This window comes from Streptomyces sp. WMMC940 (assembly GCF_027460265.1).
GTDB lineage: Bacteria > Actinomycetota > Actinomycetes > Streptomycetales > Streptomycetaceae > Streptomyces.
In genome coordinates this window covers 5,616,223-5,628,665 of record NZ_JAPZBC010000001.1, presented here as the reverse complement: position 1 = coordinate 5,628,665, position 12,443 = coordinate 5,616,223, and the positions used below count along the sequence as shown (strand labels likewise).

Genomic DNA, 12,443 nt, shown 5'->3' with positions numbered 1-12,443 from the left:
ACTCGCGGCGCTGCCGAGTCAACCGGGTAGGCCCTACGACGTCGATCCGGCACCTTGCGATCCACCGCACCGGACGCCGCTCCTTGACGGGCAGACCTCGCCTGGCGCGGCACTAGTCCAGCAGCCGGTCGCCCCGGACGGCACGGCCCTCGGCCTCCAGATGCTCGGGCAGCACCCGTCCGAACAACTGCCGGGTGCGGGCGACGCTCCCGATGACGCCGGGGCGCTCGCTGTAGGCGAAGATCGCGGAGTGGCGGGCGGTCCCGCCCCGGACCGGGCTCACCCGGTGCAGCGAGTAACGGCCCTTGAAGAGCTGCAGATCGCCGGGGCGCAGGGGCAGTCGGCGGACCAGCCGGCCGCCGCGGCCGTCGAGGACGTCCCGTACGCCGGCGAAGTTCTCGTCCTGCGCGGACCTGATGCCGGGGCAGTACTCGAAGACGCCGCCGTCCTCGGCCTCCCGGGTGAGCATGCTGACGGTGAACTCGTTGGTGTCGAAGTGCCAGGGGTGCTCCATGCCGGGCGGGACCACGTTGAGGACCAGTCCGGAGAGCGGGTCGGCCAGTTCGTGCAGCCGCGGCAGTCCGAAGCAGCGTGCGACGAACTCCCTGAACACGGCGTTCGAGTAGAGCCGTCCGATCAGTGAGTCCTCGGGGATGCGGTCCCTGGCGACGAACGCGTTGCCGCGCTGGAACGTCCTCCGGCCGGGATGGTCCTCGGGCAGGTCCGAGTCGACGGCGATGTTGTAGACGTTCACCGTTTCGACGTCGTGGTACGCGCGGGGGGCGAGCGCCGAGCCCTCCTCCCGCAGGACGTCCTGGAGGGACGGGCGGATGAAGTCGGGCAGCACGGTGCAGCCGAGGCCGGACAGCTCGCGCCGGGCGCGGGCGACCACCGCCCGTCCCTCGGCGCCGTCGAGCTCCGACAGCGGATACCGGTTCGTGTCGACCACCTGGTCCAGCGTCATGGCTTCCAGTGTGCTCATTCGATCCTCTCGGTATGCGGGCCGGCGGGCGGCACCAACTCAACTGAGGAACAGCAGAGTTGAACCTCCCACAGCCCCGGCCGCTTGTCTGTGACACGCCACACGAGCGGGGCGCCGGGCGGACGGGCCGGGGGGTGGACTGGCCGAGCGCCGTGCGCGGCCCCCGGGCAGGTGCCCGGGGGCCGCCGAAGGTGCGTCCCGGCCGTCGGACCGCCGTCCGTCGACCCGAGGATTCGCGGGTACCGGCCCCGCCGGTGCGGGAACCACCGGTGCGGGTCCCCGCAGGTACAGGTCCGGCGGACCCTCAGTCCGCGTAGTGGATCAGTGAGCGCACCATGCGGCACGTCGTGTCGGACGGCGGATGGATGCCGATGCGCTCGGCCGTGGTGCGTATCCGCCGGTCGCTGGCGTTCGCCGGATGGTACACACCCGTGTCGAGCAGCGCGATGGCCAGGCGCATCGCCTTGAGCCGGCGGTTGTGCGATTCGTACCACTCGCGCGGGAGTCCCGCGGGCAGTGGCCTCTTCGCCGGCTCGGGCAGCACCGGCCGGTGCTCCGGCCGACTCGCCCTCCTCTTCGTGGCCCCCGTCCTCATGCCCTGCTCCGTCCCCGTCCCCGTCATCGTCGTGATTGCGGCAACGCCCATCGGCGACCTCCTGGCGCGGTGGTTGGTCCCTCACGAACTAGTTCGATTTTATCGCCCACCACTGACAATCGCCCCAGGCCAAGGGGCCTTCAGGGGTGTTCGAGTGGCGCACGGGGAGTACGGTGTCGGAATGGAGATCTGGATCAACCCCGCGTGCTCGAAGTGCCGCAGCGCGCTGCGCCTGCTGGACGAGGAGGGCGCGTCGTACACGGTGCGCCGCTACCTCGACGACGTCCCGTCGGAGAAGGAGATCCGCGAGGTCCTCGAACGGCTCGGGCTGGAGCCGTGGGACATCACCCGGACCGGGGAGACGGTCGCCGGGGAACTCGGCGTCAAGGACTGGCCGAGGGACGCGGACTCGCGCGCCCGGTGGATCTCGGCGCTCTCCGAGCACCCGAAGCTGATCCAGCGTCCGATCATCACTGCGGACGACGGCACGGCAGTGGTGGCACGTACCGACGAGGCGGTACGGGACGCACTCGGTCGCTGAACGCGCCGGTCGGGCCGAACCGCACGGACGGGCACGGCGCCGACGGCGGAATCGGTACCGACGGCGGCGACGGGGCAGCGACGGCGCCCGACGCGATGACCGGGACGACCGGCGTGACGGCGCTCGAAGCGATGACCGGGACGACCGGCGTGGCGGCGCCCGCGGCCGGCCTTGAACCTCCAGGTCCCCGCCCACCTGCGAAAACTTAAGTCGCAGTTAAGGAAGTCACCGCTTGGACGTTGAGCAGGGCCCTCGGCCTACTCGTACGTAACGGCACACGGAACCGATCCGGCCGCCGTTCAGAGCCGGGGACAGGAGCCTTACGTGTCGCGCAAGAAGACCCTCAGCGGCAAGAAGAAGATCGCGCTCATGATCGGTGCCACGGCACTGGTCGGCGGCACTGCGGTTGTCATGACCGGAACAAGCAATGCCTCGGCGGCCTGTGACGGCCTCGCCCAGGCGGTGCGCAACAACGAGAACTTCATCGCGGGCCAACGCGCCAATCCCGACGCCCAGTCGGAAGCACGGATCGCCAACCGCGAGGCGGTGATCAGGCAGATCAACCTCCAGCAGGAAGCCGCCGGCTGTGAGAAGGGCTCCGGCGGAGGAGACCAGGCGGCGGCTTCGGCCCAGCCTCCGGCCGAAGAGGGCCAGGCGGCCGGAGGTGCGGGCGCGGGCGCGGCCGGGGAGGTCGTATGCGCCGGCCAGAACCTCACGTTCTCCGACGACGGCGGCGCTCCGGCGGCCTCCAGCGGCCAGTTCCCGATCGGCACCCAGCTCAAGGTCACCAACCTGGCCAACGGCAAGACCACCACCGTCGAGGTCACGTCGACCTCCGGCAGCTGCGCACTGCTGAACGCCGCGGCCTTCGAGCAGGTCCGCGAGGCGGGCAAGAACGTGATCCGCGAGGTCCGCATCGAGCGCCTCGGCGCGGGTGGTGGCGGCGAGGCCGCCGAGCCCCCGGCCGCCGAGCAGCCGCCCGCGGACGACGCCGGGGACCAGGCAGGCGGAGGGGGCCAGGCAGGCGCCGCCGGTGAGGTCGTCTGCGCCGGATCGACCGTGACGCTGTCCGGTGAGGGCGGCGCTCCGGCGGCCTCCAGCGGCCAGTTCCCGATCGGCACCCAGCTCAAGGTGACGAACCTCGACAACGACAAGTCGACGACCGTCGAGGTCACGTCGACCTCCGGCAGCTGCGCACTGCTCAACAACGCCGCGTTCGAGCAGGTCCGGGAGCCCGGGAAGTTCCTGATCCGCAACGCGCGCATCGAGCGCGTCGGCTGATCCGCCTCCTGCGCCCGGGTGCCCGCGACCGCTCCGCGGGCACCCGGTGCGTCGCCTGCTGCGGGGCGTCCTCCCGGCGCGATGCCCGGTCCCGCGGCGGGTTCAGCCTCCGGCCGCCCCGGACCGCACCTCCCCCAGCCGTTCCTCCGCCTGCGCCAGGATCTCCGTGATCCGCAGGCCCAGTCGTACGTCGCAGGCGTGCGGATCGCCCGTGCGGGCCGACTGCAGCAGGGCGTCGACCGCCGAGCGGAACGCGCCGACGGCGTCGCTCCACGACGGCATGGGAACACGTCCCCGCTCCCCGTACAGGTCGATGCTCGCGCCGGACGCCTCGGGAGGCGCGCTCAGGCCCACGGTGGCCGTGCTCGACGCCCCCGACGCGTGCCGCAGCGCCAGATGGACGGTGTCGGCCGGGCCGCGCAGCGCCGTCAGCTCCGTGATCTCGCCCAGCACCGGCAGCAGCACGGACAGCACATGGGGCCCGACGTCCCACAACCCGCCCCTCTCCCGCCGCCATGGCGAGGCGGCGTACGGGCTCGTCGAACCGGGCCCGAAGAGCGAGCCCAGCCAGTGCGCCCGGCCCGTGAACCAGCCGCCCGCGGCGGCCTGTTCGGCGATCCACGGGGCCGTGTCCGCCGCGAACCGCAGGGTGCAGAAGACGACGGACGCGACCCCCGAACCCTCCGCGGCCGCCACCACCTCACGGGCCCCGGCCACCGTCGTCGCCACCGGCTTGTCCAGGAGCAGATGCCGTCCGGCGGCGGCCGCGCGGGCCGCCAGCGGGGCCTGGACGTCGGGCGGCAGGGCGAACGCGACGGCGTCGCTCGCGCCGATGAGCGCGTCCACGTCCTCGTACGCCTTGACCCCGTGGGCCGACGCGAGCGCGCCGGCGGCCTCCGCGCGCCGCCCCCACACACCGCTGAGGACGGCCCCGGGATGCGCGGCGAGGGCCGGTGCCTGAGTGCGCTCCGCCCAGGGGCCCGTTCCGATCAGTCCGATGCGCAGTCTCGTCATGCGGCCAGTCTGCCCGGCGGGCGGCGGCGGAGGAGCGGGGGACGGGTGGTCACCAGCCGGGCCCGCGGCACACCGCCGTCAGGCCCCGGGAAGCCGCCCGGCCGGACCGCCGGTGACGCCGTCCCCCTGGAAGACGCCGACGCGCGGCCGGCCCTCGCACCCGGCGACTCGCGGATCAACCTGCGTATACGACGGTTGCGGCACCGCGGTCGGGGGTCCCCGCGCCGCCCTTCGCGTACGCCTCGGCGCTCTCGCGCACCCCGCGCCGCGCCCGAACCCCGACGGCCGGGTACGGGCGCGTCCTCCCCGGGCGGTCCGCGAGGGCCCGGTCCGGACCACCCGCCCGTGCTCCACCGGGGCCCCGGCCCGGGTCATTCGCCCGCGATCCGGCGGGAATCGGGGCGCACGGCGGGTTCGGGGACCGCGGGATCCCCGAGTAACACGGGGTTCACAATCGAGCAATGGCCGGGAAATCCGGGGTTGCGAAGCTGCGCCTCATACCCGCTGCACCCGCAAAGGATGAGGGCCCGTGACCATCAAGGCTGAGTACATCTGGATCGACGGCACCGAGCCGACCGCGAAGCTCCGCTCGAAGACGAAGATTCTGACGGGTTCCGCCGCAGACGTCTCCGAGCTTCCCATCTGGGGCTTCGACGGGTCCAGCACCAACCAGGCCGAGGGGCACGCGTCCGACTGCGTCCTGAAGCCGGTCTTCTCGTGTCCCGACCCGATCCGCGGCGGCGACAACGTGCTGGTGCTGTGCGAGGTCCTGAACACGGACATGACCCCGCACCCGTCCAACACGCGCGCCCAGCTGGTCGAGGTCGCGGAGAAGTTCGCCGGCCAGGAGCCGATCTTCGGCATCGAGCAGGAGTACACCTTCTTCGACGGGGACCGCCCGCTCGGCTTCCCGGTCGGAGGCTTCCCGGCCCCGCAGGGCGGCTACTACTGCGGTGTCGGCGTCGACGAGATCCACGGCCGCGACGTCGTCGAGGCGCACCTGGAGAACTGCCTGCAGGCGGGTCTCGGCATCTCCGGCATCAACGCCGAGGTCATGCCGGGCCAGTGGGAGTTCCAGGTCGGCCCGCTCGCACCCCTGGAGGTCGCGGACCAGCTGTGGATCGCCCGCTGGCTGCTGTACCGCACCGCCGAGGACTTCGACGTCTCCGCGACGCTCGACCCGAAGCCGGTGAAGGGCGACTGGAACGGCGCCGGCGCGCACACCAACTTCTCCACGAAGGCGATGCGCGAGGGCTACGACGCCATCATCACCGCGTGCGAATCGCTGGGCGAGGGTTCCAAGCCGCTGGACCACGTCAAGAACTACGGCGCCGGCATCGACGACCGCCTGACCGGTCTGCACGAGACGGCCCCCTGGAACGAGTACAGCTACGGCGTCTCCGACCGAGGTGCCTCGGTGCGCATCCCGTGGCAGGTCGAGAAGGACGGCAAGGGCTACATCGAGGACCGCCGTCCGAACGCGAACGTCGACCCGTACGTGGTGACCCGCCTGCTGGTGGACACCTGCTGCTCCGCGCTGGAGAAGGCCGGCCAGGTCTGATCCCGCAGCCGCTTCGCCAAGGGGCGCCCGCCGGTCATCCGGCGGGCGCCCCTTCCGCGTCACCGGGGCTCCTCCGGCGTCCTTCGGGCGGACGGGGCGCGGCCGGATTCTCCCCGCAGCGGAATCCCGCACGTCGGAGCGGGTGGGCGGGCACGCTCGGCACCATGAGACTTCTGGTGCTGGGCGGTACGGAGTTCGTGGGGCGGGCCGTGGTGGAGGCCGCGCTGGCCCGCGGCTGGCAGGTGACGGTGTTCCACCGGGGGCGCCACGAGGCCCCGGCGGGGGTGCGGGTGCTGCGCGGCGACCGGGTCGCGCCGGACGGGCTCGGCGCGCTCGCGGAGGGCGAGTGGGACGCCGTCGTCGACACCTGGTCGTCGGCCCCGTCCGCCGTCCTCGCCGCGGCACGGCTGCTCGCGGACCGGGTCGGCCACTACGTGTACGTGTCCAGCCGCTCGGTCTACGCGTGGCCGGCGGCCGCGGGGCTCGACGAGGACGGCCCGCTGGTGGAGGGTGCCGCGGCGGACTCCGGGCCGACCGACTACGCCCGCGATAAGCGGGGCGGCGAGCTGGCCGTGTCGGAGACCTTCGGCGCCGACCGGTCGCTGCTGGTGCGCGCGGGGCTGATCCTGGGGCCCGGGGAGAACGTGGGCCGGCTGCCGTGGTGGCTGGACCGGGTGGCGCGCGGCGATACGGTGCCCGCGCCGGGTCCGCGCGACCTGCCGGTGCAGTTCGTCGACGTACGCGACCTCGCCCTCTGGACCCTCGACGCGGTGCGGAAGCGGCTGACCGGTCCGTTCAACCTGGTCTCGCCGCACGGTCACACCACGATGGGCGGGCTGCTGGAGGCCTGCGTCCGGGCGACCGGCTCCGGCGCGGAGCTGCGCTGGCTCGACGCCGAGAGGATCGCCGCGGCCGGGGTGGAGCCCTGGACGGACCTGCCGGTGTGGATCCCGCGCGGCGAGGCGTACGACGCGATGCACTGCGCCGACGTCTCCAGGGCCCTGGCGGCCGGTCTGCGCTGCCGGCCGGCCGAGGAGACGGTCGCCGACACGTGGACCTGGCTCCAGGGGCTGGGCGGAAGCGCTCCCCTGCGTCCGGACCGGAGCCCGGTCGGCCTGTCCGCGGCCCAGGAGTCGGCGCTGCTCGGCGGCTCCTGAGCACCCGGGGGCGCCACCGCCGGCCCACTGCCCCCGCGCCGGAAGGCCGTGCCCGGCGGGCGCACCCGTGCGGTGGGGGCCGGGGCGCGCGGACCCGGACCGGCGCAGCCGCGAGGTTTCGCCAACCGCCGTCGCGGGCATGCCCGTTGGCACCCGGTGGTATCCGTTTTGCGGATGGAGTTTTCTACGAATTCCGGTCCCGTCTGAACGGGGCGAGGCGCGACTCCGTATGGAACGGCGCGTTGCTCCCACCCCGGGATTGGAGTTCCATGGCACGCACAACACGCAAACGCTCAACGCTGGCAAACCGGGCGATCGCCGCCTCGGCTGCCCTGATTCTGGGCGGGGGTGGGCTGGTCGCGGTCAACGTCTACGCATCCGCGGGTGAGAGCCGCGGTCAGAACCCCAACGGGACCCAGGCCGCCGGCCGGTCGGTCTCCACCATCGACTGCCCGGACGTCGGTAACGAACTGGACGTGGTGCCCCAGAAGGAGCGCGCCAACGTCGACCGCGAACTCGCCACGCTGGACACCCAGATCACCACGGCGTACAAGCGCTTCGCCGACCTCAGGCAACGGATCGAGAGCGACCCCCGGTACGGGCAGCAGCAGATCCTCACTCCGCTGAAGAACGAGCGGAGGGTGATCCTCCAGCGGATCGCGGCGCTCATCGAGCGCGGCAAGGCTCCCAAGCCGCAGGGCCTCGAGTCCATGGCGTCGTGCACCCTGCGGGGCGACGACAACGGCGGCCAGAACCAGGGAGGAGACCAGAACCAGGGAGGCGACCAGGGGCAGGACGGCGGTCAGGGCGACGGCCAGGACAACGGCCAGGGCCAGGACGACGGCGGCCAGGACCAGGGCGACGGCAACGGCGGTCAGGCCGGCAACGGCCCCGAGCAGTCCGACTTCGTCGACATCCAGTCCGTCCAGCCGAACGTCGACAACCCGCGCAACCGGCGCGGTGCCTCCCGGGGCACGTTCACGACCAGCTGTGGTGTGAACGAGAACGGGAAGTTCAACCCGGACAACGTGATCGTCGCTCCCGGTGTCGCCAACGGCGCCCACCACATGCACGACTACGTGGGCAACCAGGCCAACGACGCCTTCGCCAGCGACGACGACCTCGCCAACGGGCAGACGACCTGTGTGAACCAGGGCGACAAGTCGACGTACTACTGGCCGGTGCTGCGGCTGCAGAACGGGCAGCAGGAGAACGACGCCGACGCCGACGGCGGCGGCAAGGACCAGAACGTCGGCGAGATCCAGACGCCGTCGCAGGTCACGCTGAACTTCGTCGGCAACCCGCGGTCCAAGGTGACGGCCATGCCGCGGTTCCTGCGGATCATCACCGGCGACGCCAAGGCGTTCGTCAACGGTGACGCGAACGCGAACGCGTCGTGGAGCTGCACCGGGTTCGAGGACCGCCAGCTGAAGGACAAGTACCCGATCTGCCCCGAGGGCAGCCAGGTGGTGCGGTCGTTCAAGTTCCAGAGCTGCTGGGACGGTCAGAACACCGACAGCGCCAACCACCGCACCCATGTCGCCTTCGCCCAGGCGAACGGCGCCTGCCCCAACGGCTTCCGGGCCATTCCGCAGCTCGTGCAGCGCATCGTCTACGACGTGCCGCCGCCGGTCTTCGACGGGGCGAACCCGAGCGTCTTCGCGGTCGACTCGTTCCCGGAGCAGCTGCACAAGCCCATCACCGACCACGGCGACTTCATCAACGTCTTCGACGAGAACCTGATGAACAAGGTGGTGAGCTGCATCAACGGCGGGCGCAAGTGCCGCTGACCGCTCGCTGAGCCGGCGCCGAACCCCGGACTCCCCGCCCGAGCCCCGGGGTTCGGCGCCACCTTCCGCCGAACCCCTCCCCAGCCCGTCTCCCCCTCCCCCACACCTGCGCGGCCTGCTCAGTGATGGCCGGAGTGCTCGTCCTCGTTCCCCCCACCGCCGGCACCGCTCCCCGAGTGCCCGCCATGCGAGGCGCCGCTCTCCACGGTCCCGCCGAGCCGGCCGCGCAGTGCCGTCACGACCTTCTCGTCGCCGACCGCGACCCACTTCCTGCCGACGAGGTACGAGCCGCCGTAGTCCTTGGCCTCGTTGATCCACTCGCGCTGGCCGCGGTCGGTGGCGAAGGTGGCGAGGACGTACTTGCCGTCCTTCGTCGCGCAGTTCGCCTGCCGCAGCTCCTTCGCGTCCGTCTGGATGTTCGGCTCGCACTCGGCCTGCTTCGCCAGCTGCTCCAGGCTCCCGGTCGCCGTCCTCGGCACGTCGGGGGCCTCGTCCGCGTCCCCGCCGCAGGCGGTGAGGGCCATGGCGGCCGTCAGTGCCAGCGCGGCCAGGGCCATCGGAGTGGTGGTTCGGGCTCGTTGCGTACTCATCGGGCCATCGTGCCCGGTCGGCGCCCCGATGGGCAGAGGAACGGAGGGTAACGTGCCGCACGTCGCACCCGCACCAGCTGCCCCACGTGCACCAGGGAGAAGCCGCCGCCATGCCCGCGATCCCCGCGACCACCGTCGCCAATCTGCGCGACCTGGGCCCGACCCCGCTCACGGGCGGCCGCATCGTGCGGCCGGGGCTGCTGCTGCGGTCCGGACAGCTGGACCGGATGGACACCACGGCCGACCCGGCCGTGGCGGCCCTGGGCGTCCGGACCGTCTTCGACTTCCGCACGGAGGTGGAACGCCGGGCGCGGCCCGACCGCCTTCCGCCGGGCACCCGCGTGCTGGCGGCCGATGTGCTGGCGGACTTCCTGTCCTCCGGCACGGTGCCCGCGGCCGCACGCCTGCGGGAGGTCCTGGGCGATCCGGCGGCCGCCGAGCGGGAGCTGGGCGGGGGCCGGGCGCACGCCCTGTTCGCCGACACCTACCGGGCCCTGGTCTCCACGGAGTCCGCCCGGCACGGCTACGGGGCGTTCCTGGAGGCCCTGGCCGAGCCGGACGCCGGAACGCTGCTGTTCCACTGCACGGCGGGCAAGGACCGCACGGGCTGGGCCGCGGCCGTCGTGCTGGGCCTGCTCGGCGCGGACGAGGACACCGTCGAGGCGGAGTACCTCTCCGTGAACCCGGCGGTGCGCCAGGCGTTCGCGCCGCTCGTGGAGGGTTTCACCGCCCAGGGCGGCGACCCGGAGATCGCGCTCACCCTCATCGGTGTGACACCGGACTACCTGGCCGCCGCCCGGGACGAGGTGACCAGGCTCCACGGCTCGCTGGAGCGGTACGTGAGGGACGGACTCGGAGTGGGCGACGAGACGGTGGCACGGATCCGCGCCCGTCTCACCGGGCCCGCCGGCCGGGGCTGGTGACTATCGCAGTATTCGCTCGTTCTGCTGACAGTGAGCACCCAGGAACTCGCCCCCGCCGTCGACGTGGAGCAGGCCGAAGCCGCGCTCGTGGAGCACTACCCACGTCTGGTACGGATCGCCTACCTCGTCCTGCCGCCCTCCCTCGGCCGCAACCGCCGCGTGCTGACCGCTCACTGGATCGTGCAGCGCTCCCTGCCGCGCGGCCGTGCGGCCCGGCTTCCGCAGGCCCGTCAGGCACGGGTGCCCGCCCCGCGCGGAACGGCCGTGCCGGGGTACGCGTTCGTCCGCGGGCGGGTGCTGCGGCAGGCGCTGGACGCGGGGCTCCCACTGCGGCGGCGGGCCTGGCCGAAGCGTGTGCAGTTCCCGCCGCTGCTGCCCCAGGTGCGGGGGTTGCGGCTGTTCCCGCGTTCCGGTGGCGCCGATGAACTCGCGCTGGACCAGGGGCTGTCCGCACTGTCCGGGGCCGCGCGTGCCGCGTATGTGCTGCGCGCCCTGGAGGGGCTGGCGGACGCCGCGGTGCGGCAGGTCCTGACCGGCGCCGGGGTGGCCGACCCGCACGCGGCGCTCGCGGCGGCGGACGGGCTCCGCACCCCGGAGGGCAGGACCGCGGTCGATCTGCTGGAGTCCCCCGAGTTCGACCCATGCTCGCTGCAGGCCCGGCCGACCGATCTGATGCGCCGCCGGCGGCAAGCGAAGGCCGCGCTGGCGGCGGCCGCGGCCGTGCTGGTGTCCGGCACGCTGCTGAGCCTGCCCGGAGAGGGCTGGGCACCGGCGGAGGCGGCCGCTCCGCTGTACGCGCGCCACCCGGCGGCCGAGGCGGCGCTGGACCCGGCCCGGCTGCAGCGGATCGGCGCCCAGACCTGGCGGAGCTCCAGCCGCACGGACTTCTCCGTGTGGCCCGCCCGCGGCTCGCTGACCGGGGACCGCGCACTGCTGCGCCGGGCGCTCGCCGTCTGGGCGCGGCCCGGTGCGACGGTGCAGGTGTCCGCGACCCCCGGCACCCCGCCGGGGCCGCCGATGGGGGCGCCGCAGCTGCTGTTCGCGGGCGAGGTGGGCCGGGCCCGGGTGGTGCTGTTCCACGACGGGCTGCGCGTCGTGCGGTACGCGGAGCCGGACGAGGGCGCGAGCGGCGGCCCGGCTCTGGACCTCGCCCGGACCGACTCGGCGGACGCGGCCACCGCCGGGGCGCTGCTCGTCGACCGCGGTCGCGGCGAGGTCCGCTATCTGACGGCGCCCTGGGTGAGCGGGGCCTCGGCGCGTGACCTGCTCGATCCGGACGCGGAGCCCCGGACGCTGCGGCGCGACGCGCATGGGGTGACCGAGGCGCTGCCGAGCCCGGCCGAGGCCCGCGAGTGCCGGTCGTGGCACGCGCTGGAGCTGGCCGGAGCCGGCTCCCGGCGGCTGGTCACCGATCTCGGCGAGATCGTTCCGGCCCGGCTGACCTGGGGTCCTCCGCTGTCCGCCGGCGATGTCCCCGAGGCTCCCGAGGAGGCCCGCACCGCCTGGGCGCGCACGGCCTGTCTGCTGCCCACGATGCGCTCGAACGGGGTGCGGGAGGTCAACGCCTGGCGCTACACGCGCCAGTGGCTGCCGGAGGGGAACGGCAGGGCCGCCTGGGTGTGCACCCGCGCCGAGACCTGGCGCGGCACGGGCGGCCGGGTGCTCGCCCAGTTCCAGCCGCCGCAGTCGGGCCCGGCGGCCCGGGCGCCCGGTGTGGTGGTGGCCCGCTCCGAGGTGTCGCCCGCGTGCGGACCGCGGGACCCGCAGGTGCTCGCGGGCGTGCTCTGGAGATCCCGCACGGGCCGGTGGTACGTACTGGCCGCGGGCAGCGAGGACGTCGCCTCCGTACGTACTTCCGGCGGGGTCACCGGCAGCGCGGCGGGCAACCACCTCGTCGTACCGGCGCGCCAGGGGGTACGGGTGGAGCTCGACGGCAGGCTCGCGGACGGGTCCCGGATGCGTGCCCTGCGCTGAACGGCGCACGGACGGGACGGGTGGGTCCGACGCAC

The 12,443-nt window shown here is 73.4% G+C and carries 10 protein-coding genes and 1 pseudogene; 7 read left to right on the top strand and 4 right to left on the bottom strand.

What is annotated here, in order from left to right:
- Positions 1-112: 112 nt before the first annotated feature.
- Together O7595_RS24815 and O7595_RS24810 are read right to left on the bottom strand one after the other, a co-directional pair.
- Positions 113-982: a HalD/BesD family halogenase gene (locus O7595_RS24815; RefSeq protein WP_269730826.1), complete on the bottom strand. Its 870-nt coding sequence runs from the start codon at positions 980-982 to the stop codon at positions 113-115.
- Between the two features lie 304 nt (positions 983-1,286).
- Entirely contained in the window at positions 1,287-1,577 is a 291-nt protein-coding gene (locus tag O7595_RS24810; RefSeq protein WP_269732614.1) for a hypothetical protein, read from the bottom strand.
- A gap of 181 nt (positions 1,578-1,758) precedes the next feature.
- On the opposite strand from O7595_RS24810, the gene O7595_RS24805 reads away from it, so the two are divergent.
- On the top strand, positions 1,759-2,118 hold the full coding sequence (locus O7595_RS24805; protein WP_269730825.1) for an arsenate reductase family protein: 360 nt from the start codon (positions 1,759-1,761) through the stop codon (positions 2,116-2,118).
- Between the two features lie 951 nt (positions 2,119-3,069).
- Positions 3,070-3,399 (top strand): annotated as a pseudogene (locus O7595_RS33960) (hypothetical protein); the annotation flags it as partial.
- Between the two features lie 102 nt (positions 3,400-3,501).
- Here the strand turns inward: O7595_RS33960 and O7595_RS24795 are convergent.
- Positions 3,502-4,413 (bottom strand): Gfo/Idh/MocA family protein, encoded by a 912-nt coding sequence (locus O7595_RS24795; RefSeq protein WP_269730824.1) that lies wholly within the window; start codon positions 4,411-4,413, stop codon positions 3,502-3,504.
- A gap of 529 nt (positions 4,414-4,942) precedes the next feature.
- Between O7595_RS24795 and glnII the strand changes: the two genes are divergently transcribed.
- From glnII to O7595_RS24780, 3 genes are all read left to right on the top strand, one after another.
- On the top strand, positions 4,943-5,974 hold the full coding sequence (gene glnII / locus O7595_RS24790; protein WP_269730823.1) for a glutamine synthetase: 1,032 nt from the start codon (positions 4,943-4,945) through the stop codon (positions 5,972-5,974).
- A 164-nt stretch (positions 5,975-6,138) separates the two neighbouring features.
- Entirely contained in the window at positions 6,139-7,131 is a 993-nt protein-coding gene (locus O7595_RS24785; RefSeq protein ID WP_269730822.1) for an NAD-dependent epimerase/dehydratase family protein, read from the top strand.
- A 269-nt stretch (positions 7,132-7,400) separates the two neighbouring features.
- Positions 7,401-8,921: a DUF1996 domain-containing protein gene (locus O7595_RS24780; RefSeq protein ID WP_269730821.1), complete on the top strand. Its 1,521-nt coding sequence runs from the start codon at positions 7,401-7,403 to the stop codon at positions 8,919-8,921.
- Positions 8,922-9,040: 119 nt separating this feature from the next.
- Here O7595_RS24780 and O7595_RS24775 read toward each other — a convergent pair whose 3' ends face one another.
- Positions 9,041-9,478 carry a hypothetical protein gene (locus O7595_RS24775; RefSeq protein WP_443071857.1) on the bottom strand — a complete coding sequence of 146 codons (438 nt, stop codon included), beginning with the start codon at positions 9,476-9,478 and terminating at the stop codon, positions 9,041-9,043.
- Positions 9,479-9,621: 143 nt separating this feature from the next.
- Here O7595_RS24775 and O7595_RS24770 point away from each other — a divergent pair, with 143 nt between their 5' ends.
- Positions 9,622-10,434 (top strand): tyrosine-protein phosphatase, encoded by an 813-nt coding sequence (locus tag O7595_RS24770; RefSeq protein WP_269730820.1) that lies wholly within the window; start codon positions 9,622-9,624, stop codon positions 10,432-10,434.
- A 63-nt stretch (positions 10,435-10,497) separates the two neighbouring features.
- On the top strand, positions 10,498-12,408 hold the full coding sequence (locus O7595_RS24765; RefSeq protein ID WP_269732612.1) for a hypothetical protein: 1,911 nt from the start codon (positions 10,498-10,500) through the stop codon (positions 12,406-12,408).
- The last annotated feature ends 35 nt before the right edge of the window (positions 12,409-12,443 follow it).